The sequence below is a fragment of the Paenibacillus sp. J22P15 genome, assembly GCF_056269345.1.
Genome location: NZ_JBWDNT010000002.1, coordinates 264,570 through 288,933 on the forward strand (window position 1 = coordinate 264,570; position 24,364 = coordinate 288,933).

General features: G+C 41.9%; 17 protein-coding genes. 15 read left to right on the top strand and 2 right to left on the bottom strand.

The annotated features are described in order from the left end of the window. Positions 1–271: 271 nt before the first annotated feature. The 10 genes from AC0YN6_RS06105 to AC0YN6_RS06150 all read left to right on the top strand — a co-directional run bounded on the left by AC0YN6_RS06105 (position 272) and on the right by AC0YN6_RS06150 (position 13,321). A complete protein-coding gene (locus tag AC0YN6_RS06105) occupies positions 272–1,657 on the top strand; it encodes a carbohydrate ABC transporter substrate-binding protein (protein WP_475745751.1) in 1,386 nt (461 codons plus the stop codon). Positions 1,658–1,767: 110 nt separating this feature from the next. Continuing rightward, positions 1,768–2,655, top strand: a complete 888-nt coding sequence (locus AC0YN6_RS06110) for a carbohydrate ABC transporter permease (RefSeq protein WP_475745752.1) — start codon at positions 1,768–1,770, stop codon at positions 2,653–2,655. Between the two features lie 18 nt (positions 2,656–2,673). Beyond that, entirely contained in the window at positions 2,674–3,534 is an 861-nt protein-coding gene (locus AC0YN6_RS06115; protein WP_475745753.1) for a carbohydrate ABC transporter permease, read from the top strand. Between the two features lie 504 nt (positions 3,535–4,038). Continuing rightward, positions 4,039–5,697: a response regulator gene (locus AC0YN6_RS06120; protein ID WP_475745754.1), complete on the top strand. Its 1,659-nt coding sequence runs from the start codon at positions 4,039–4,041 to the stop codon at positions 5,695–5,697. Continuing rightward, positions 5,694–7,547, top strand: a complete 1,854-nt coding sequence (locus tag AC0YN6_RS06125) for a cache domain-containing sensor histidine kinase (protein ID WP_475745755.1) — start codon at positions 5,694–5,696, stop codon at positions 7,545–7,547. The genes AC0YN6_RS06120 and AC0YN6_RS06125 overlap by 4 nt, the downstream gene beginning before the upstream one ends. Then, entirely contained in the window at positions 7,544–8,536 is a 993-nt protein-coding gene (locus tag AC0YN6_RS06130; RefSeq protein WP_475745756.1) for a substrate-binding domain-containing protein, read from the top strand. Before AC0YN6_RS06125 ends, AC0YN6_RS06130 begins: the two co-directional genes overlap by 4 nt. Before the next feature lie 210 nt (positions 8,537–8,746). Beyond that, positions 8,747–9,772, top strand: coding sequence for a galactose ABC transporter substrate-binding protein (locus AC0YN6_RS06135; RefSeq protein ID WP_475746280.1), 1,026 nt, complete (start codon positions 8,747–8,749; stop codon positions 9,770–9,772). A gap of 74 nt (positions 9,773–9,846) precedes the next feature. Then, the gene (locus AC0YN6_RS06140; RefSeq protein WP_475745757.1) at positions 9,847–11,385 is read left to right on the top strand and encodes a sugar ABC transporter ATP-binding protein; all 1,539 of its coding nucleotides are present in this window, start codon (positions 9,847–9,849) and stop codon (positions 11,383–11,385) included. Then, on the top strand, positions 11,382–12,401 hold the full coding sequence (mglC, locus tag AC0YN6_RS06145) for a galactose/methyl galactoside ABC transporter permease MglC (RefSeq protein WP_475745758.1): 1,020 nt from the start codon (positions 11,382–11,384) through the stop codon (positions 12,399–12,401). Before AC0YN6_RS06140 ends, mglC begins: the two co-directional genes overlap by 4 nt. 116 nt (positions 12,402–12,517) lie before the next feature. After that, the gene (locus tag AC0YN6_RS06150) at positions 12,518–13,321 is read left to right on the top strand and encodes an acyltransferase domain-containing protein (protein ID WP_475745759.1); all 804 of its coding nucleotides are present in this window, start codon (positions 12,518–12,520) and stop codon (positions 13,319–13,321) included. Between the two features lie 77 nt (positions 13,322–13,398). On the opposite strand, the gene AC0YN6_RS06155 is transcribed toward AC0YN6_RS06150, so the two are convergent. Then, complete coding sequence (locus AC0YN6_RS06155; RefSeq protein WP_475745760.1) at positions 13,399–14,961, bottom strand: response regulator; 1,563 nt, start codon at positions 14,959–14,961, stop codon at positions 13,399–13,401. Next, positions 14,954–16,780 (bottom strand): cache domain-containing sensor histidine kinase, encoded by a 1,827-nt coding sequence (locus AC0YN6_RS06160; RefSeq protein ID WP_475745761.1) that lies wholly within the window; start codon positions 16,778–16,780, stop codon positions 14,954–14,956. The genes AC0YN6_RS06155 and AC0YN6_RS06160 overlap by 8 nt, the downstream gene beginning before the upstream one ends. Positions 16,781–16,923: 143 nt before the next feature. Between AC0YN6_RS06160 and AC0YN6_RS06165 the strand changes: the two genes are divergently transcribed. From AC0YN6_RS06165 to AC0YN6_RS06185, 5 genes are all read left to right on the top strand, one after another. Then, on the top strand, positions 16,924–18,168 hold the full coding sequence (locus AC0YN6_RS06165) for an ABC transporter substrate-binding protein (protein ID WP_475745762.1): 1,245 nt from the start codon (positions 16,924–16,926) through the stop codon (positions 18,166–18,168). 192 nt (positions 18,169–18,360) lie between these two features. After that, positions 18,361–20,505: a helix-turn-helix domain-containing protein gene (locus AC0YN6_RS06170; RefSeq protein WP_475746281.1), complete on the top strand. Its 2,145-nt coding sequence runs from the start codon at positions 18,361–18,363 to the stop codon at positions 20,503–20,505. Positions 20,506–20,718: 213 nt separating this feature from the next. Continuing rightward, complete coding sequence (locus AC0YN6_RS06175; RefSeq protein ID WP_475745763.1) at positions 20,719–21,690, top strand: ABC transporter permease; 972 nt, start codon at positions 20,719–20,721, stop codon at positions 21,688–21,690. 20 nt (positions 21,691–21,710) lie between these two features. After that, positions 21,711–22,625 carry a carbohydrate ABC transporter permease gene (locus AC0YN6_RS06180; RefSeq protein ID WP_475745764.1) on the top strand — a complete coding sequence of 305 codons (915 nt, stop codon included), beginning with the start codon at positions 21,711–21,713 and terminating at the stop codon, positions 22,623–22,625. Between the two features lie 41 nt (positions 22,626–22,666). Further along, entirely contained in the window at positions 22,667–24,322 is a 1,656-nt protein-coding gene (locus tag AC0YN6_RS06185) for an extracellular solute-binding protein (RefSeq protein ID WP_475745765.1), read from the top strand. Positions 24,323–24,364: the final 42 nt, after the last annotated feature.

A 24,364-nucleotide genomic window follows, 5' to 3' on the forward strand; every position in this document is an offset into this window, starting at 1 on the left:
AAGCATAAAGACGGTACGGTAGATATTGTAGACCTGGCGATCGTAGCCAAAGCGATTTTGCAATAATAGAATCGCATTTATAGGCTTAATAACGAGAAAGGGGCTGAAATGGAGGATCCATTTCTGCCCCTTTTGTTCTTGAATACTTCGAAAAATAATATATACACCTCCCAAGAAAATGCATGTTGGTACACTAAGGTAATCTATTAAAATATATATCTAAGCTTTAATAAATACTAAATCATATGAGGGTCAATTAGGAGGGGAAATTATGAAAAAAAGTTCTATTATGTTATGTAGTTTGGTGTTAAGTATGAGCTTATTTGCAGGTTGTGGGGGAGAGAATAACGGTTCTAATTCACCTAGCACTACTGATCCTGTTACTTCGCCTAGTGCTGGCACAGAAGTTAAGAAGCTTGAAGGAGAACTGAATATTGCAGTATTCGAGGGAGGTTACGGCAAGGAGTATTGGGAAGCTGTTAAGGTAGCATTTGAGACGGATTATCCGAATACGAAAATCAATATCTCATCCAATCCGAAGATTGGGGATATGATTCGACCACAAATTTTAGCAGGTAATTCACCTGATTTTATTTATTTGAATATAGGCGATTCATCTGGTGTACCGAGAGCGCTAGTAAAGGATAAAGGACTTCTTAATCTGACTGAGGTATTTAACGAGAAGGTTCCAGGTGAAGATGTAACACTAAAAGATAAGGTTATGAATGGTTTTACAGAATCCAGAGATGCAGCTCCTTATGGTGACGGAGAAATCTATATGGCACCATTATATTATGATGTAACTGGTATGTACTATAACAAGAAATTACTAAATGATAATGGCTGGGAAGTTCCAACGACTTGGGACGAGTTCTATGCACTTGGTGATAAGGCTAAAGAAAAGGGAATTGCATTATATACTTACCAAGGAATTTATCCTTCTTATAATGATGCAGCGATTATGCCAATGTTAGCTACTGCAGGTGGAGTAGAAGCTTTGAATGCGGTATACAACTATGAAGATGGCGCATTCGAAAGCGATGCAGCGAAGAAGATGGCGACTGTATTTGAAACAATCGGAAAACAAGGCTATCTAATGGAAGGTACAGTTGCCTTGAACCATACTCAGGCTCAAACTGAATTTCTAAAAGGAAATGCGCTATTTCTCCCTTGTGGAACATGGCTTGAAGGTGAAATGAAGGATGTTATCCCAGCAGACTTTGAGTTTGGCTTTATGGCATCACCTGCATTCGAGAAAGGACAAACACGTTATGTAAAAACAAGTGTTCAACAAATGTATATTCCTGCAGCCGCTAAAAATCCGGAGTTGGCAAAAGAGTTTTTGAAATATCAATATACGGATAAAGCAGTTAAGTTAAATGCAGAAAAGGCAGCCGCAATCGTTGCAGTAAAAAATGGAGTAGAAATAGCTAAAGAATATATTCCAGCGTCTGCTTACGAAACCTATAATGTATTCTCTGAAGATGTTCTTCCCGCTATGGGACAATACTTAATTACAGAGGAAACTGACATCCCACTTGATAAAGCTTTGTTTGATCCGCTTGGTGAAGTTGTAATGGGTAAAATGACAGCAGATGAGTGGATGGCAAGTGTAGAAAAAGTATCTGATAAGTTAAGAGAACTTGTGATTAAATAATTTTGTAACGTTCAATTAAGTCGAAAGACTATAATATTGGAACTATTAACAAATGGTCATCAATGTTATAGTCTTTCATTATTTAAAAATACAGGAGACTGGTAGAGAAAATGAAAAAAACACAAAGAAATCTCTTCATGGCTGTTTGTACAATTCCTACTATTATTCTTTTTGTTTTCTTTATTGTCGTGCCAACTTGGAATGTTTTTAAGATGTCATTGTACAAGACAAGTGGGCTTTCTCCAGAATCGACATTCGTGGGATTCAAAAATTTTGAGAAGCTATTCCAAGATAGCACTTTCTGGATTGCACTGACCAATAGTTTATTCTTCATAGTAGTGGTAACCGTAATCACCATGAGTTTATCTATGTTTTTGGCAGTAGTCTTGACACAAGCAAAGATAAAAGAAAAGAACTTTTACCGTACCATTTTCTTTTTTCCGAACATTTTATCTTTAGTCGTTATCTCGATCTTGTTTATTTATATTTTTGATCCTTCCATCGGTATACTGAATTCATTCCTTGACATTATTCATTTAGGTGAGCTAAAACGTGCGTGGCTTGGAGAGTCTGAAACAGTACTATGGGCAATTGCGGGTGCTATGGTATGGCAAGGTGTTGGTTATTACATGGTCATGTATATGGCAGGTATTGATGGCATTCCAGCAGAGCTATATGAAGCGGCAACAGTAGAAGGGGCTGGGAAGGGAAGACAATTTTTCTCGATTACACTTCCACTGTTATGGGAAATTATCCGTATTACGATTGTATTTTTTATTGGTTCGACGATCAATATGAGCTTTATCTTTGTCAAGGTTATGACCGCAGGTGGTCCGAATGGAAAGTCAGAGGTATTGTTGAGCTACATGTACAGGCAGGCATTTGAGCAATCTAACTTTGGCTACGCAATGGCTATTGCAGTCATTATATTCATATTCTCCCTTAGCCTCGCCCTATTAAGCAATAAGTTGACCAAAAGAGATGCAATCCAGTACTAGGGGAGAGAGGGAGCAATTATGAAATCAACAAAAGTGAGAAGCAAGCCGATAAAAGATATGATTCTGAAGCAGATATTACGATTGATTTTACTTATTTTTACAGTTATTGTTGGTTTTCCGATTATTTGGACTTTCTATACTTCATTGAAGACGAGTAAAGACTTTTTATTAAATCCTTGGTCGCTCCCAAGCTCGCTGCATTTTGAGAATTATTCCAACGCATTTGAGAAGGCTCAGATGGGAGACTTGTTTTTCAATTCGATCATAATCACACTAGGGGCATTGGCTCTGCTATTGCTCTTCGTTATTCCGACAGCGTATGTTATCGCAAGATTTAATACGTTATACTCAAAGATTTTGCAACTTGTTTTTATGATTGGGTTGTTTATTGGCGGTACGAATACCATTGTGCCTTTATTTATCCAGTTGAATCATTTTAATATGATAGACAATCGTTTAGCTTTAACTGTACTTTATGCTACAACACAGTTTGCGTTCTGTATTTATTTATTAATTGGGTTTCTTAAAGCGCTACCTCGCGATTATGAAGAAGCAGCTAAGATTGATGGGTGTAATGAATTTCAAACGCTATTCTATGTTATGATGCCTCTGATTAAACCAGGTGTTGTAACTGTTAGTTTATTTGCATTTATGAGCTTCTGGAACGAATATATTTTAGCATTTACACTAATTTCTACACCAGATAAAAAGACATTACCTATAGGGATTGAGAATTTGATGCAGGTGGCAAAGTATGCAACAGATTGGGGTGCTATGTTTGCGGGCCTCGTGACCGTCATGCTTCCGACAATTATTATTTATTCCTTACTGCAGAAAAAGTTAACTGAAGGAATAAGTATGGGTGGAATAAAGGGGTAAGGTATGTTTGCTTATATGAGAATACTTTTTATAGACATTTATAGAGTTGTCGGAACACGTTATATGTACTAATGTCACAAGATATATAATATTTTGTCACTGAAATGCCCCCCGTAAATATACAGAAATCCTGTATTTACGGGGTTTTTTCGCTTTTTGATTTGATAAATTGTACAGACTCTTCTATAAAAAGTAAATTTAATGTAGGATTAGATTGGCTGTTAAAAGGTGTAAAGAATATTGCTATCGCTTGATAGAAATTGTCGTTGGAATACGCAAAATTTAAATTTAACCGATATAAATGAATCTAAAAATATGATTCATTGTACTAGAGTGAGTGGATTAGAAAGCGTTTGCAAAGGCGGTGGTCTACGTTTAATATCGAGGTTGTCCGATAAAGCGCATACTGCTCCATAATCCGAAACTAAATGGTTGTGGATTTTTTTCTTGAAAAACTGTGTTTTTCAATCATGGATGATATTGAAAATTTGGAGGGGAATCTCATTGTACAAAATACTGCTGGTCGATGATGAAGCGGTTGTAAGGGAAGGGCTTCTGCACGAAATAAATTGGGAGGCGAATGGCTTTACGGTTGCGGGCACGGCGGAGAATGGCAAGGAGGCAATGGAATTGGCTGAGCGACTGGAGCCGGACGTTGTCATTACAGATATTCATATGCCGTTCACGGACGGGCTGCAACTAGCTGAATGGCTGAGGCAGAATCAGCCGCTTACAAAGATTGTAATACTGACTGGCTATGATGAGTTCGATTATGCCAGGAAGGCCATTCGGCTTAGCGTGGATGAATACTTGCTTAAGCCGTTCTCAGCTGAGAGCTTAACTGAACTGCTTAGTAAAATCAAGAAACGGATTGAACAGGAAGTTGCAGAACGAGAGGACATACGGCAGTTAAAGGAACATTACCGGACAAGTTTGCCACAACTGCGTGAGACGTTTTTGGCCTCGCTGGTTATGCGAAAACTGCCGCATACGAAGATCGAGGAGAAAACAGTCAATTATGGGCTTCAACTGAAAGGAGTACATTTTATAGCGGCAGTCATTGCGCTGCATCCGGCTGAAGGTACAGTAGAAGAGCTGTCAAAGCATTCACTTCGGCATTCGGGAGATATGGATTTAATGCTTCATGCGATACTAAACATCGCCAAGGAATTGTGGGAAGCGGCGGGAATGGGAAGCGTATTCATACACCAGGATAGTATAGCGTTACTCGCTATTGATGTGGATGGTGACGTGCAGGCGTTTTTAAGCAGGGTACAGGAGACACTGGATAATATACTTAAGAGCATTGTTCATTTTTTGAAATTGTCAGTGACAATTGGAATTGGTTCCGTAGTAACGGAACTTGCCGAATTAAAGGACTCGTTCAGCGATGCACTCTTGGCGCTCGATTACCGGTTCGTTCTCGGCTCGAGCAAGGTGATTTTCATTCGAGATGTAGAAGGTCAGCGGGGCCGGAAATTGCGCTTTGATGAATTGAAGGAGCAAGCACTCGTCCGAAGCCTCAAGGTAGGGACTGCTGAAGAGTTGGCCGAGGTCGTGTCGGAAATCTTTGGAGAATTGAATGATATGTCCTATTCGTACAGTGATATTCAGGTGTATTTGCTGGAGGTGGTAACGGCCTTACTGCATACGGTTCAGGATGTAGACGCGGATATAGATGAATTGTTCGGGGCTGGCTTCCAGCCACATGCTGAAATTTTCAAATTTTCCGGTCTATCTGAGGCGCAGCGCTGGTTCCAGGAACTTTGCCTGCGCATCATGAAGCATATTTCAAGTCGGCGGCAGCATTCGTACAAAGATATCGTGGAGAAGGCGGTGCAGTTTACCAAGGAGCATTACGGCGATCCGGATATCTCTATACAGCGCCTGTGTGCTTATCTGCATATTAGTACGGGATATTTTAGTGGAGTATTCAAGAAAGAGGTCAAAATGACGTTTGTACAGTATTTAATGCACATCCGTATGGAAGCGGCCAAACATCTACTGCGGACAAGCGATTTGAAATCCTTCGAAATTGCGGATTGCGTTGGCTTCGCTGATCCAAATTATTTCAGCTTTTGCTTTAAGAAGCAGGTCGGCATCTCGCCGAAGGAATACCGCAGTCGCTTGTATGAATCTTCGGAAAGCGCGGCGGATATATGAGATCTGCCATTCGGCGTCAACTGAAGCTTCAGGCGCGTAGCATCCGGTCGATTATTATGTTGTCTTTTTCCGTCTGCATGTTGATTATTATTATCATTGTTGCGGTGCTGCTATTTAACAAATTCTCTATGACAGCAGAACGGAATGTGTTCTTAAGCACGCAGCAGATTGTCGATCAAGTGAGCTACAACCTGGAGGATTACATAGAAGGTATGGCTCAACTGTACCGCACGATTGAGGAGGATATGCTGTCCGAAGGTCAATGGGACGACCCGCAGGTGACTAAGCAGTTGAATACGCTCATGAGAAGTCGTGAAGACCTCGTGTCGATTGCTCTGTTCGACGAGCAAGGTGTCATGCTGCGCAATCATCCGCAAGCACAGGTCCGCGAGAGCGCGAAGGTAACTGGTCAAAGTTGGTTCCATTCGGCCATGCGTGTACCGAACCATCTCAGTTTTTCTCTGCCACATGTTCAGAACCTGTACGATGGCACGTATAAATGGGTCGTATCCATGAGCAAGGGCATAACGATCGAGCATGAAGGGAAGCCGATGCATGTCGTGCTCCTCGTGGATATTAATTTCAAAAAAATTGATGAGCTTAGCAGTCGTGTGAGCCTAGGCAAGCGTGGTTATGTTTATATCATTGACGAGGGCGCTGGCAATATTGTTTATCATCCCCAGCAGCAGCTCATTTACCAGAGGCTTCGCAATGAAAGCGTGGAGAAGGCTTTGACGACTAAGGACAGCTATATCGATGAAGTGTCAGGCGTTAAGCGGCTGAATACCGTTCAATCGGTCGTCAATATCGGTTGGAAAATCGTCGGAGTCTCTTATTTGGATGAGATTATGACAACTCGTGAGGAGATGAATCGTTATTTGGTTCAGGTCGTTGCTATCGTTCTAATGTTTGCTGTGTTGATGTCAATACTGCTGTCATCAATGATAACGCGTCCAATTAGACGTATAGAGAGGACGATGAGGGCGGTGGAGCGTGGCGATTTTGAAGTTGAGCTTCCGCTGAGCGGACCGCTTGAGGTCGTTCAATTGTCCAGTCGCTTTAATCTGATGCTGAACAAGATCAGACAGTTGATGAATCAGATCGTTGTGGAGCAGGAGTTGAAGCGAAAATACGAATTAGAGGCGTTGCACGCGCAAATCAATCCTCATTTTCTTTATAACACGTTAAACTCAGTAGTTCGGATGGTAGGTATGAGCAAGAATGAGGAGGTCATTAGGATGATTACCTCCTTATCGAAGCTGTTTCGAATCAGCCTGAGTAAAGGCAGGACGAGCATTACGGTCGGCGAAGATATTGAGCATGCGCGGCATTATTTGACGATCCAGCAAATGCGATTCAAGGGCAAATTCGATTTCTCTATTGAAGCGGATGAATCCATATTGGGCTGTTACACGCTGAAGCTGGTGCTTCAGCCGTTGATTGAAAATGCTATAGTCCACGGTATCGAATACATGGTAGACGTTGGCCATATCTGGGTCAGTGCTAGGGAGCGGGAGGGAAAGCTTGTGCTGGAAGTGGCCGATAATGGGGTAGGCATGACGGATGAGAAGTTGCAGCACCTGCTAGAGGTAATCGGTGTGGGCAAGGCAAGTGCAGAGAGCGATGCGACCGGTCTTCTTGATCCGGGCTTCGCAGCCGATCTGGGCGGAACCTCTGGAGCAGATTCACGAACAGGCTCGGGTGTGGCTATCCGTAACGTCCACGACCGTATTCGACTTTATTATGGTGAGCCGTATGGACTGGAGATCGAGAGCGAGTTAGAAGAGGGAACGAAGGTCCGGGTGAACATCCCGATAATCAGACGGACAGTGGAGGAAAGCGAAGCATGATGAGTAAACTTTGGAAGGTTGCAATAACGAGCAGACTGGCTTACTTCTTGCCATTGTTAGCAGTGGTGGGACTGACGGCATGCTCTGCTCCGAAACTTGGCATCGACGATGGGCTTTCTAGGCGAATCGTCCTAGTAGCACCGGTACATGCATCGGAGCAAGGCGATGCTATGCTGCTAGGTGCCCATGCGGCGGCTAAGGAGTTCAGTACCACGCTCGATTATATCGCTTTTGAGCAAGACGAGGATGCTGACGAACAATTGGAAGCAGCGCTTCAGGCGGTGGAGGAGGGAGCTTCCGCTGTATTGATTGATCCGGCAAACGAGAAGGTGCTGAAGGAATTAGCCGAGCGTGCGATGACTTCTGGCGTACCCGTCGTTGCGCTCAATGATGTGAGCAAGACATTCGGAGTGTTGGGTAACATTGCAATTGATAACGAAGAGGCAGGGAGAAAGGCTGGAAAAGCACTTGCGGAATTGTTAGGTGGGAGTGGAACAATCGCGTTGCTCCGTTCGGACCGTAGCGATCCGAATTTTGAGCGGCGCGATGCGGGCATTAGGGAAGCTCTGGCCGAATATCACGGCATCCAGATCATAGACGGGGGTACCTGTGGCAACCTGCGAGATGCATGCTGGCAGGCGGTTAAGCAACTGCTTGACCATGAAGCGGTTAACGGCATTATCGCGCTGGATATACAGGCTTCGCTGGGCACGGCGGACGAAGTACGGCGTCGCGGAAAGCAGGGCCTACTAAAGATAGTCTCCTTCGGCAATGAGCTGGAACAACTCGAACTGCTGCAAGATGGCATAATACATAAACTGGTCGTACAGAACGATTTCAGTATAGGTTATCTTGGTGTGAAACAGGCAGTGGAGCTACTGATGGGAATGAATTCCGGGGAGCCGATGCTGTTAGAGACGAGAGTGATCGACGCGGACAACATGTTTTGGATGGACAATCAGAAGATGCTGTTTCCATTCGTCAAATAGGTCATTTATAGATGTAATCCGGTGAAAGTGATGAGAATTTTCATAGAAAGCATGAGAATATTGAATTCGAATCGTCGTGCGAATAGGCGATAATTGCAATACACGATGCACGCAGCGAAGCGCTGAAGAACATCGAATTCCATTTGATCCAGGGGGGCCACTCAGGTGAAAAAGAAATCACATGCAAAAAAAAGTTTGATGCTTGTGCTTATGACAGGAATTGTGCTGACGGCTGCATGCAGCAACAATGCGAACAACGGCTCAAACAACAGTGCAGCTAGCAACGGAAGTGCGGCTAATAGTAAAAATCCTCAGATCGGGGTAGCGATCTATAAGTTTGACGACACGTTCATGACCGGCGTGCGAAACGCGATGTCGGCAGCAGCGGAGGGCAAGGCGAAGCTGGATATTGTAGACAGTCAGAATGCTCAGCCAACACAGAACGAAAAGGTCGATCTGTTCATCTCAAAGAAGTACGATTCTATGATAATTAATCCGGTTGACCGAACGACGGCAGGAGTCATTATTGACAAAGGACAAAAGGCGGATATACCCGTTGTGTTCCTAAACCGTGAGCCGATCGCTGAGGACATGAACAAGTGGGATAAAGTTTATTACGTCGGAGCAAAAGCAGAAGAGTCCGGCACAATTTCCGGCCAACTTATCGTGGATTACTGGAAAGCGAATCCTTCGGCCGACAAGAACGGCGACGGCAAGCTGCAGTATGTAATGTTACAAGGTGAGCCGGGTCACCAAGATGCTGAACTGCGAACGAAATTCTCGGTGCAGGCGATCCAAGATGCGGGTATCGAGGTGGAAAAACTTGCTGAGGATACGGCCTTGTGGGATCGCGTGAAAGGGCAAGAGAAGATGCAGGCTTTCCTCGCTTCACACGGTGACAAGATCGAAGCGGTGCTTGCGAACAACGATGACATGGCGCTCGGAGCAATTGAAGCACTTAAGGCATCGGGCTACTTTAAGGATGGAAAGTATTTGCCAGTTGTCGGTGTAGATGCGACAGCTCCGGCGATTCAAGCATTGCAGGATGGCACAATGCTCGGTACAGTGCTGAACGACGCTAAGAACCAGGGCGCGGCTTCTGTAGCGATTGCAACAGCTCTTGCGAATGGCGAAACGCCAACAAAGGACAACACAGGCTTTGACATTACGGATGGCAAATATGTCTGGATCGCATACAAGAAAATCACTAAAGATAATATCGATGACGCGAAATAAGTTTTGAGCATAAGGGGCAACGGCCTACAACAGCGTTGTCCTTTTATTTTCGCCAAAAGTGAGGGGATATGGAAATGGCGGAGCAAAATGTGCTGGAAATGCGGGGAATATCTAAAGCTTTTCCCGGTGTTCAGGCGCTCAGCAACGTATCATTAAAGGTAAGACCGGGAACGGTACACGCGCTTATGGGGGAGAATGGAGCTGGCAAATCGACATTAATGAAATGTCTGTTCGGCATATATAAGCCTGACGAAGGTGAGATTTATATCAACGGAAGCAAAATGACGATTAACAATTCGAATGATGCGCTGAGCAGCGGAGTATCTATGATCCATCAAGAGCTACATCCTGTTCCGCAACGTAATGTTATGGAAAATATATGGCTCGGGCGTTTCCCGACGTTCGGCTATGGACCATTTGTGCTAGTCAATGAAAAACGATTGTATCAAGATACGATTAATCTGTTTCGAGAGATGGATATCGATATCGATCCGCGCGCCCGCGCCGGGTCGTTGTCTGTCTCGAAAGTCCAGTCGCTGGAAATAGCGAAGGCCGTCTCTTTCAACTCGAAAGTCATAGTAATGGATGAACCGACATCTTCGCTGACAGGAAACGAGGTTGAGCATCTGTTCGCTGTCATTAACCGCTTGCGCAAGCGCGGAGTATCCATTATTTATATATCGCACAAAATGGAAGAAATATTACGCATATCCGATGATGTGACAATAATGCGTGACGGTAAATATGTCGGCACTTGGCCATCGTCAGAATTAACGACTGATCTTATCATTACTCGTATGGTCGGCCGTGATCTGACAGATCGTTTTCCCGAACGGACGAATGTGCCGGGCGATACGCTGATGAAGGTTGAGGGTCTAAGCTCGCCGAATCCGAGGTCATTCCAGAACGTATCGTTTGAGCTGCGCAAGGGCGAGATTCTTGGTCTCGGTGGACTCGTAGGCGCACAGCGGACAGAGCTGATCGAAGCGCTATTTGGCTTAAGGTCAATCTCATCCGGTACAATCTCCATTCATGGTAAGACGGTTCGGATTAAATCGCCGGCGGACGCGAAGCAGCACAATATCGCGCTGCTCACGGAGGAACGCAGGGTGACGGGGATTTTCCCAGTGCTTTCCGTATATGAAAATACAATAATAGCTAATTTGGGAAAATATCAAAATAAAGTTGGTCTGCTGAATGAGCGCAAAGGAAAAGAGGAGGCTAGGCAGAATGTGGAAAAGTTGCGAACGAAGACACCGTCGGTCAATACACAAATTCGTAATCTGTCAGGAGGAAATCAGCAAAAGGTATTGCTAGCTCGCTGGCTGCTGACCGATCCAGACATTCTGCTACTGGACGAACCGACACGGGGGATTGACGTCGGAGCCAAATACGAAATTTATTCGATCATTACAGAACTCGCTAAGCAAGGAAAAAGTATTATTATGATCTCCTCTGAAATGCCTGAGTTGCTCGGTATGTCCGATCGGATCATGGTCATGAGCGAGGGCCGCATGACGGGCATCATACAGGGCGGCGAAGCGACGGAACAGGAAATCATGCGATTGGCTGCACAGCAACGGTTGGCAGACACAGGAGGGGGAAACAGATGAATACGCAAGCTATCAATAGAGTAAAGGACTATTTAACACAACGTGCAATATTTGTAGTATTGATATTGCTGGTCATTGGAATCGCTATTGCAGATCCAAACTTTTTAGCGTTCTCGACATTGCGTGACATTATGCAGCAATCATCTACAAGACTAATCATCGCTCTAGGAGCGGCCTTCATTCTCATTACGGGCGGGGTGGACCTATCCGCAGGTCGTGTCGTCGGTCTGACAGCAGTTATATCGGCTTCAATGCTCCAGATTGACACCTATGCTAGCCGATTCTTTCCGGATCTGCCACAGATATGGGTAGGCATTCCAATAATAATTGGTATCGTCGCAGGTTTGCTGGTAGGTCTGATTAACGGCGTAATTATTGCGAAGCTTCACGTGCCTCCGTTCATCGCGACACTTGGCACGATGGTAGGTATCTATGGTGTCAACTCAATCTATTTCAACATGGAGCCGAATCAGTCGCAGCCGATAGGCGGTCTCCGTGCTGATTTCACTAAATGGGGCACAGGCTTTATTGATCTCGGAGGAGGCTACTCGATACCGTATATCGTCATTATTGCTATCATTGTTGCTTTTATCTGCTGGGTCGTCTTCAACAAAACACGTCTTGGTAAAAATATGTACGCCATTGGTGGAAATGTACAGGCGGCGCATGTTTCGGGTATAAAAGTAGCTCGCAACCTGATGGCGATCTATGCGATCTCTGGAGCGCTCTACGGATTGGCAGGTGTGCTCGAGGCGGCACGTACTGGTGGGGCAACGAACAACTACGGCAACATGTACGAATTGGATGCAATTGCTGCTTGCGTTGTTGGCGGCGTATCCACAGCGGGAGGCATCGGTACGGTTCCAGGCGTCATGGCAGGCGTTCTTATTTTCGGTGTCATTAACTACGGCTTGACGTTTATCGGAGTAAGCCCATACTGGCAACTTATTATTAAAGGTTTGATTATCGTAGCGGCGGTAGCGTTCGATATTCGCAAATATATAGCGAAGAAATAATAGGAGGAATAATGGCCGCAGGACGAAAATCCGGCGGCCATTATTTATAGATTGGTAGGGTGATAGATGTGGTATAATATCCATGTTCTTACAATCACCAGAAGGAGATCGGCAAAATGAACTTAGATCAATTGTGCGAAGGTATTCAGCTCGATGAGGGCGCCCGTCAGACGATCAATCGGATTCATATTGATGATAATAGCTATAATCAACTAAAACAGCAGTTTATAAGCGATAGGTTTGCCTTCTTTGACAGCGTGAAGCAATCGCCGTCTTACCGTGAGACGTTCTTGGCCCTATTCGCAAGATTTGCGGTGGATGCCTATGAAGAATATAGGGCCCGAGGCATATCGGACGATATTTATTACGACACATTCTCTGATCTGCAAATATGGTGCATGAAATGTTACCAGGATTTCGGTGTCTATGGCATCGAAGAATACGGGTGGCTGCAGGAGCACGTTCAACTACGGTTATTTCGGCTAGGCCGGCTGCAATTCCAGCCTATAGCGCTGGATCAAGACGTGAAGGCGGAAGGAAGAAAGTTCGGCAAGGGAGAACTGGCGCTCAACGTTCATATCCCGGAAGGCGGACCGCTGGATGGGCAAAGCGTGGAGCAATCGTTCGAGATGGCGAAAGCGTTCTTCCGGGGCAATCCTTCAATCTTCGTATGCCAGTCGTGGCTGCTCTATCCGCAGCTTAGCGAAGTGTTGCCGCCGAATTCTAACATCCTGAAGTTCCAGAAGAACTTCGTCGTCTATGAAGTGGACCGCGATGCAAAGCAAGCGGAAGAGAGGATATTCAACCGCGTGTGCGAAGACCCTTCGCTTTATGAAGAGCGAACGTCATTGCAGCAAAGCGCAAAGGCCTATCTGATGGCCGGTAATCAGTTGGGGAACGGTTATGGAATAATATTTTAATAGTGAGAGAGACCGCGAGCCGTTTGACCGTTTCTGTACGGGCAGCGGCTCTTTTTCATTCAAGGAATTACGAGACGTCAATGAGCATCTTTATATTGCTTAGGCGAAAGCCCCGTATGCTTTTTGAAAAAATGTGAGAAATAAGTGTTATCGTCAATGCCAATGGCTTCGGCAATTTCTTGAATTTTCATATTGCTGTTGATGAGATAGCTCTTGGCTTTTTCAATTTTTTTTAGGTGAATCGTGTTCATGATGGTGTCACCTGTTTTCTCTTTAAACATTCGGCTTAAGTAGCTGCTGTTCACATTAATATGAGTGGCTATTTCATTGAGTGTAATATTGCGTTCAAAGTTAGCGTTAATGTAATTAAGCGCTTCCAAGATGATATTGTTTTTTCCACGCGTTGCCTCATAGATTAGATCACAGGTTTTGGTTACGATTTGTTTAAGCCTATGTGCATATTCACTGAAAAAACGACTTTCACCGATGGTATCGGCATGACCTGCAAGATCACTGGCATTCACATTCGCTGTGCTGGTACTTGCGGAACTGTAAGCAGAGATGAATTTTTTGCAATTGCTTTCTATAATAAGTCCGGTATATTTAATATCTTTTTCGCTGAAGGAGTGCAATTGTTGAATAAGAAGAAGCTGTTCAAGGTATTGCAATGCGGTCTTGGTTAAGCCCTTCTCTATTTCTTGGATGATTTTTTCTACTAACTGATCGTTTTGTGCGGAGTAGAGAGGCGCTGCAGGATCAAGTGAACTATAGGAATAAATCTTGCTTGTTTCATTAAGAAACCGATCAGTGATCGCTGATGCAGCCTGCTGATAAGTTTCATACAGCTTTAAGATAGAATGGCTGCTAGGACTAACACCAATATAAACACTGTAATTATTGAAGTTTTCAATAGTGATCAGAACTTCCTGACAGATAGAAATAATTCGCTGGGTGTTATCTGAAACGAGCCCATTAACGACGACGCACAGCATTTCCCTACTAAGTGGAATAACATAAGTGGAATATTCGTTGAAAGCTATTTTGAAGAAGTTGCTTATTTTCATATAGAGCTGTGATTTATGCAGGTCCTCTTCTTCGATTGAATCTAATTTAATGGCTAGCACAACGTATTTTTCTAGGTTGATCTTATATTTTTCCGATGAGCTCAGCATTTCTTCACGATTAAAAAGCGAGCTGTCCAGAATAGATTTAAGCAAATTGGTTTTCAGCAAATCAAGATTAACCGTATTACTTTCCGAACGCTCACGCTCAATGAGCACCTTCGCTTTCTCTATAGCCTCAATTATACCCTCAAGCGCTCCTGTTTTGGTCACATATTCAACAACACCATATTTAATGGCTGATTTGGCATAAGAGAAATCAGCATAGGCTGTGAGCAGAATAAATTTGGTTTTTATTTGATTCTCCCAAATATATTGCGCCGCTTCAATTCCGTCTACTCGCGGCATCTTCACGTCACTAATAATAATATCTGGCTGATATACATCTAGATTATCGAGAAGATCACGACCGTCAACCGCTGCATAGCTTAATTCACAACCGATATCATGCCAGTTGATCAAATGGATAAACCCTTTACGAACCATCGGTTCATCATCGGCAATCATAACTTTATACATTGTTCTCTTCCTCCATTTTCGGGTCTTTACGATCGAATGGAATTTGAATTGTTGCCGTAGTTCCTTCATCTTTTTTGGTGTATATATGAATTCCATAATCGTGACCGTAGAAATATTGAATGATTTTGTAGGCGTTATTAAGCCCCACATGGTTATGCCCCTTCTTATGATCGACGGTTTTAAATGGAAGCTTTACTTGCCCCTCCATATTTTGAAAGCCAATCCCGTTATCCTTAACATCGATAAACAAACGATCGTTCTTAGCATGAATATGTACTTCAACAAAGCCTTCTCCCGGCTTAGGCTCAATGCCATGCATAACTGCATTCTCCACTAAAAATTGAATGGCAAGCTTAGGCACGTATAACTCTAATAAGTTCTCATCTTCACAAATAATACGGTAGGTTAGCTTATCTTCGAATCGATAGCTTTGTAAATACAAGTAGAATTCAACGTAAACAAGCTCTTCCTTAATCTGTACTTTTTCCATGCCTGTGCGAAAAATACTGGCTTGTATAAGTCCGGAAAACGAGCTAATCATGCGGCTTACTTCATCATTGTTGTCCATTTTGGCTTTCAAGGAGATCGTATTCAGCACATTAAACATGAAGTGTGGATTGACCTGTGTTTGTAGAAATTTGAGTTCAGATTCTTTAATGATCAATTGCTTCTTATATACATCTTGGATTAAATAGTTGATTCTATCCATCATCGTGTTGAACACTTCGCTCACATGGGCAAACTCACGACTTTTAAATTCAGGCATTTTAATTTCAAATCTGCCCTTGCTTACGAGTCTCATGCTAGAGGCGACTTCCTTCAGCGGCCTTGTTATCCGGTTAATGAAAAATATCGTAAATAGGATCACAAGGACGATTATGAAAATAAAAACATAAACATAAGCCTTGATTGAATTAAACAGCAAGGTAGAAAGCTGGTTGCTAGGAATAGCAATCACACTGTTGAAATCCATATTCATTCTTTCGGTATAGACGAGATATTCCTTAGTTCCTATCATTTTCTCATAGGCGTCCTGCTGGTAAGTGTTTATAATCTGTCGCTCTTCATCAGGCGAAACCTTATCAGCATGATTCGATAAAATAAGTTCGCCCTGGCCATCGAACATAAACCAGAAGGAGTCGTTATAGTTACCTATATCTTGCATAATTTCATGCACGCTGCTTTGATTGATGACGAAAATAATCGTTCCAATAGATCGCATTGAATCGGAATAGAGGGGGAATAGGAGATGGATATGGTCATCCTCTATGACGAAGCTAACTTCTTTCGTACTTTGAATGAATTTCTTGTACATTGAAGTATATTTTTTGTCAAATTCCTTCATAAGCGACTTTAGAGGCTGGTAATAAAAGGCGTTAAAGGCTACTCCGTTGTTATCGAATAGATATATTTTATCCAAAAAAGGCTGCTCCAGCTTGACTGTATTTTTATCTGAGTATAGATTGGCAGACAGCTCGAATTGCGTTTCTACCTGCGCATAGAGATCATTGTCAGCTTTACCTATTGTGACCGCCTCGCCGGCTTTGTCCGCTACATTGGTTAAGTAATCTGTAATAACCGGGTTGTTCCTAAAGCGCAGCAGTGTGTCCTCCAAAAGCTCCGTTTTACTCTGAAAATTAGTATTGGTTTGCTTGAGGAAGAAAACGGTGTCATTGCGAATGTAGTCAGTCAATACATTGAAAATCAGGGTAATTAAAAGAAAAGTGCATAATATGAGCGGAATGAGAGTTGTTGCAATGTCAAATAAAATGATTTTTGACCGAAGAGACTGCTTCTTATTTATTTGATCAGTAGACAAAACATACAACTCCAATCAAACGAGGCTATTGTCATGTATATTAAATTGATGATAGCATGAAAGATAACGGTGAGGGAAGGTGTGTTCGTTTGAAGCTGTGGAAGATAGTTTTGAGAATGGGGCTTTGGAGCCTGACATTCATCATGGCGATGAGTTCGGCGGCATGCAGTAGTACACCAGAGAGAGAAGTTATTGAGATCACACTTATGCATGGATATGGCGGTTCTTCTCTCGATCATGTGAATATGCGGAAAATATATGAAGATTTTTCATTGGAAAACCCAGATGTTAAAGTGATTTTGGATTCATCACCTGATCTTCCCATTATAATTAATAAGGCAAATGATAAACTGGCTGCGGGCAGAATGCCGGATATTATATCTACAAACGGTGAAAGCCGCTTTCTTAGCAACGCGATCATTCGAGGAAAGGCTTTGAATCTTAAGCCATATATAGATGCGGATGAACAATTTAGAAATGATATTCACCCGTCGATTCTGGAAGCATGGATGAAGAACGACGCTATCTACACGCTGCCCAATGTGCTCGAAATTGTAGGCTATTGGTACAATGAAGAGATTCTAAGGAAAGCGGGTGTTACCACCGACGGTACACCTTACACAGAAGTGAAGCTTCCGGCTACATGGGAAGAGTTCTGGGAGGCATGCGATAAGATTGAAAATTGGGCGGAAGAACAGCAGAATGGTGTATATCCGATCATGATGGGGAGTGATCAAAGCTTGAACTTTCTTGGCGCTAGAATTGCGGGAGAGAATAAAGCGGGAACGGAATTTATGAAAAAAAGAACGATTGATTTCAATACCCCTGAGTTTATCAAAGCGATGGATGCACTGCGCAAAGCTTATTCCTATAGCGACCACTCGCTAGTTAGTCGAAATGACATTTTTCAGCAGTTCAAAAGCTCTAAATTGGCTTTTTTCTTTAGCGGAGTGTGGGAAAGCAATGATTTAGCCCAATCCAAAAATCATGAACAGATCAAGTATGCTGCTTTTCCTGGATATGACGGCTTAAAGGTTTCATATGAATCGCCATCGTCAGGCTATGTGATTGGCAATACAGGAGATCCAAAGAAGATTGAGGCTAGCGTGAGGTTTCTCAAATATTTGCTGAGCGATGAGGTTCAGATGCGAATGGTGGAGGAGACGTATCAAGCCCCTTCTAACCCTCATATCGATCTGAACTGGATTAAGCAGGTGTCGCCTATGCTAGGAATGGCGCTTAGTGTTGCAAGAGAATCTGAGATTCATATATGGACACTGGAATCCTTGTGGGATGAGAAGGCAATAGAGATGCTCAAAAATAATCTAAATCGTGTTATTAATAGAACGATGTCGACACATGAGTTATCAGAACTGCTGCGTCGTTAATTATTTAGTCGTGGAGGAGCAAAATACGATATGCTTAATTATCTCCAAAAAATACACATTTTCAGACGGTTTCTATTATCGTATATTTTGATTCTCGTGATCCCTTTAATCGCAAGTTTTATCATATATCAAGTGAGTCTTAATAAAATCGTAGATCATGCAACGACAAGCAGTACAAAATTGTTGAAAGAAATGATATCCGCGATCGACCAGAAAAATATTGAAATCGAACAGTTCATTTATCAGCTGCATTTTAATCAGGATATCAAGCAATTAATGCATCGAAAATCTGCTAGCGATACGCTTGTTGCTTATGATATATACAAGGTTCGTGAAAGTCTTGAACAGCTGGTGCATACAAACACGCTTCTCAGCAGATTTTATATTTATTTTAATCAAATTGATACGATTGTAACTCCTAGATCTGCTTATGTACGTCCGGAAGATTTTTTCAATAATTATACTTATGATGAAATGAGTTTTGAGAAATGGAATACCGATATTAACCAACATTTTTACTCGAATATGTACATTCCCGCTGCGAACGTAACTATGGAACGGGGAACCAATACCGTGAAAGAATCGGTTATTACCTATGTACAATCGTTGCCTTTAAATAATTCATTATCGTCAAAGGCAAATGTTGTCTTAATGATTAATGAAAGCGAATTCACATCCTTATTAGGCCCGATTTCGGCTCAATATAACGGGTTTACGTATGTATATAATCAAGAAGGGGATATTCTCTTTAGTGATGATTCAACTGAAAATACGGCTATACGTAAGGATTCCTCCGGAAAACCTTTTGTTGATGTGGAAAATGGGCAATTTATGTATATAGAATTGAAATCCGAACTTAATGATTGGACCTATGTAGCGGCAATTTCTAAGGACAAGCTGCTCGCAGATGTTAATCATATCAAAACGATTAGTATGCTAACCGCTTTAATCTCTATTTTGGCAGGACTTTGTATTGCGTTTGTTTTCTCGTTTAATAACAGCATTCCATTAAGTCGCCTATTACGTATTATCCCGCTTTCAGAAACGAAAAAAATAAAAAACCCTTATGAATTTTTACATAGTAATGTTGAGGATATGATTTCCAAAAATGCTGATCTAAAAAATCAAATTTTGCAACAACAACCGATCCTGCAAGATTCTGTGCTGCGCTCTGTCGTTATGGGAGAAAGAACATCTATGAAGGATGCAGGTGTTCTGCTAGAGCAGGCTGATATCCGATTGAAAGGCGATATTGGATATGTTGGTATTATTCAAGTTATTCATTTCTCCAACGAACTTGATAAGGAAATGTTGGATGAAATCAATGTTGCACGTCTGATGATCCAAAATGAAATGAAGAAGAAGTTTCATGAATATATTTATCTCTTTCATTATGATGTGAATCAAATTATTTTTCTTCTAACCTATTCCGAAAATGACCTTATCCATGATGAGAAAATGGATAAGGAGCTTAATTTATTCATAAATCTATTAAAAGATAAGTATAGTTTACAGGTTACTATAGGAATGAGCCAACAATTTCAAGGAATCAGGGGAATTTCGAAAGCATATGAAGAAGCGAAATCCAGTCTACCGTTTATACTATCCATGGATCAGCAAGCGACTTTGTATAGATATACGAACAAACCGGTAGAGCAAATGAATGTTTATTATTATCCGATCGAATTAGAGATCAGACTCATTAATTCTGTTATGAACGGTGAAGAAACAGAGGTCATAGAATCATTTAATAAAATGCATGACGAAAATGTTGTAAAAAGAAGGTTAACCCAGCAAAATGGCACCCAACTAATTGGCGCATTACATGAGACAATGATTCGAATCTTATCAAAGAATACCGGAAATAATCATATCATCATGGAAGATATTCAAGACAGGCTGGAAAGAGTGATGGGTAAGAATAGCATCTTTAGTAAAGACTTTGACCAAATAAAGTGGATGATGATCGATATTGCTCGAAGGATACAAAAACAAAAGCTTGCCGGAAACCAGCTGCTGATATCAAAAATAAAAGAATACATCAAGCAAAACTTTCATGACCCGGATTTAACCCTGTACCAATTATCTGAAGCAGTCGGTTATCCGGAAAAAGGAATTCCGATCATTTTTAAAAATAATATCGGAGTTAACATTTCTGATTATATTGAGGAAATTAGAATGAACTATGCAAAATTAAAACTCACGCAATCGAATGATTCGATTGAGGATATTGCTATTGCTTCCGGATATAATAGCAGCCATTCATTCAGAAGGGCGTTTAAACGGATTACCGGTTTATCCCCTACAGAGTATCGAACGATTATTGAGAACTCATAAAGTGCATCAATAAATTAAATGTACCCTTCTAATTTAATGTACGGTTATAGGTGCTGGACATAGAAAAACCCTTGATAATAAAGGAGTTTCTTGGTGTAACCTGCAAATGAATTGTCCCTTTTCGTATTTCCGCAATCATAATATGATAGCGCTATCAACACAGAATATCACCCTAGAATTTGTTCGGAAATATGATAATGAAAGGGGAATGAAATGGAACTGAGAGGAGTCAAACAACCTGGAATTCAACAGACAAGCAAAAAAAAGGTGAGTGTGAAAAACAATTCAGCTGCAAAAAAAATCAAAAGGCATTGGCAACTCTATTTATTAGCAATTGTTCCTTTAGTATTTTTATTTACCTTCAAGTATATACCAATGGCCGGAATCGTCATTGCCTTTAAGGACTACAGCGTCACAAAGGGGATCATGGGAAGTGATTGGGTAGGTTTGCGCTACTTTAGTTACTTTTTTGAAAGCCCGAACTTTTCCCTCTTGATGAAGAATACGCTTGGTTTGAGTCTTTATGGGCTGATCATCGGATTTCTTTGTCCAATCATTTTGGCACTAGCATTAAATGAAGTAGGTAATGCCCGCTTCAAGAAGCTAATACAAACCGTTACCTACGCACCGTTTTTTATCTCGACGGTCATTATGGTATCGATTATTATTTTATTCCTATCTCCAAATGCAGGATTAGTTAATAATATTCTCGAGTTGTTTGGCATCGGGCAAATTAATTTTATGGGTATACCGGCATACTTTAAATCGATTTATGTATGGTCTGACGTGTGGCAAAATACTGGTTACGCTGCAATCATTTATTTAGCGGCATTGGCTGGAATTGATCCAACCTTGTACGAAGCGGCAAAGATAGATGGTGCCAGTCGATTGCAGAAAATCACTTATGTAGACCTTCCCGGGATTACACCGATTATTGTGGTACTTCTTGTGTTAAGCATTGGCAACATTATGTCGCTAGGTTTTGAGAAAATTTATTTGATGCAAAATGATTTAAACACAAGTTCAAGTGAAGTGATTGCCACATACGTTTATAAAATCGGATTACTAGGAGCAAATTATAGTTTTGCAGCGGCTGTTGGTTTGTTTAATTCCGCTGTGAACCTTATCTTGATCATAACGGCTAATACGATTTCAAAACGATTTTCGTCGTCAAGTTTATGGTAAGGAGTGTAAGGAGGAGGACAATGAACGGGAAGCCATTCACACAAGGTACGAATAAAACGAGAATAAGAGAATCGGCGGTTGACCGAGTGTTTCTCGGAGGTATTTATTTCTTTCTATGTCTGATCTTAGTTTGTGTATTATACCCGCTTATCTATATTGTAAGCGCTTCCCTTAGTGACCCGTCGGCGGTAACTTCCGGTCAAGTATGGCTGTTTCCGGTTAATCCTACGTTAGAAGGGTATACGACCGTGTTTAAAAACCCGCAAATTATTCAAGGGTTTTCCAACTCGCTTTTCTATGCGGTTGTCGGAACGCTGATCAGTGTAAGCATTACGGTTATGCTCGCCTATCCGCTTTCAAGACGAACCTTTTACGGCAGAAGCATCATCATCATTTTGCTTGTATTCACCATGATATTTGATGGCGGCTTAATTCCAACATATCTCGTTGTAAAAAATCTTCATTTCATCGATACGATTTGGGCACTATTGCTGCCTTCGGCATTGGCGGTGTTTCAGGTTATTATTGCTCGAAGCTTCTTCCAGACAACGATTCCGGATGAATTAGCTGAAGCGAGTGAAATTGATGGTTGCAGTGATTTCCGTTTTTTTTGGAGCGTCGTATTACCGCTGTCCAAACCGATTCTTGCCGTTTTAGTTTTGATGTATGCGGTTGCGAAATGGAATATGTATTTTGATGCATTGATTTATCTGAAGTCCGAACAACTATATCCTCTGCAGCTTATCCTGCGAAGTGTATTGATATTGAACGCGGATCCAAACGGAGATGTTATGCAATTATTGAAGGCACAAGGATTAAGGGAATTAATGAAATACTCTCTTATCGTTATTTCCAGCTTACCGGTCCTTATCATCTATCCGTTTGTGCAGAAGTACTTTGTGAAGGGTGTATTAATTGGCTCATTAAAGGGGTAACGAACAGGTGACAACAATTTATTAATGAAAGGGATAAAAATATGAAAAAACTAAAGATGCTAAGTATTATGCTATTCATCATTGCTTTATTATCGGCTTGTGTGCCTTCGAAGGATGAACCGTCCTCAAGTAAGGAAAGCGGAAACACTGGTGCAGGCGGTCCGATTCCAGTGACGATTTTCACACCCAAGCTGTCATGGGATGGTGAATTCGGAGCCGACGTCAATGAATTTACAAAACATGTGGAGGAAAAATTCAATATTAAAATTACGTGGGAGTTTGCTCCCCAGGATGTAGCGAAGGAAAAACAACAATTATCTCTCGCCAGCGGAGACTATCCGGATGCATATTTTGCAGTCACATGGCTAGATGGGTTTTCGAAAATAGATGTACAGAAGTATGGAAAAGAAGGCGTATTTCTCCCGTTAAATGACCTAATTGATAAATACGCACCAAATATCAAGAAGGCAATGGGAGAAATCGATTATTTGGAAGACGGGATAACAGCGCCTGATGGCAATATTTACGCCTTGGCATCTATCAACGAATGCTACCACTGTTCTAGGTATGGTAAAATGTGGATGGATACGGAGTGGCTAGAAAAACTAGGTTTAAAGATGCCTACAACGACAGAAGAGTTTAAAAATGTGTTACGCGCATTTAAAAACGATGATCCCAATGGAAATGGAGCAAAAGATGAAATTCCATTAAGCGGAGAAACTAGCGAAATAGGAAACAGTCCGACCATTTTCCTGATGAATGCCTTTATCCACAATAACGGAAAGGATTTTATTAACGTAGAAAACGGGAAGCTGGCTTTGGCGGCCATGAAACCGGAATGGAAAGAAGGATTGAAGTATATTCGCTCCTTATATGAAGAAGGATTAATAGACACAGGTACTTTCACTCAAAATATGGAGGCTCTCAAGCAGATGGGGACACGTGAGGGGGATTCCATCCTTGGTGCTTCAGCAGCAACTCACTTGGCTGTCTTCATGGATTTGGCTCATGAAAAATCGGGAGCGTTCGATGTTGTACCACCGTTAAAAGGGCCGAATGGCGTTCAATTAACGACTGCTAATTACGGAGCTGTAGACACACTTACATTTGCGATTACTGAAAAAGCAAAAGGTGAAAAGGCAGAAGCTTTAATTAAACTGGCAGACTATTTATATAGCGAGGAAGGAACGATGTTCGCAGCCAGAGGAAAAGAAGGCGTTAACTGGAGAAAAGGTGAACCAGCGGATATTGACTTAACCGGCAAACAAGCGAAATATGCGATGATTCCAGCTGATCCAAAGGAAGAAGAGAAGGAGGAAGCAGAAAAAACGTATTACTCTTGGGGAGAAAGAGGCCCAAATATGTTAACGAGAGAATTGAGAGATTCGATTGCAGCGCCAGAAGATGAGTTCTCACCTGAAGGCTATGAAAGAAGACTTTTCAACGCAACTTTAAAATATGATGGATTTGAGCCGAAAGATACATTCATCGCTAAAGGAGCTTGGATTGATCCTACAGAGGCGGAAGAAGTCTCGCTCTTGCAGATTAATATCAATAAATATATTAATGAAAACACAGTACAATTTATTACAGGCGCAAAAGACATTGAAAAAGAATGGGAAAGTTACTTGAACGGTTTTGAAAAGCTGAATGTCAACCGTTATCTGGAAATCTATCAAAACACATATAATCAGTAATACCTTATAGAATCTATAATAGGGCTTATGGGACGTGTGTCT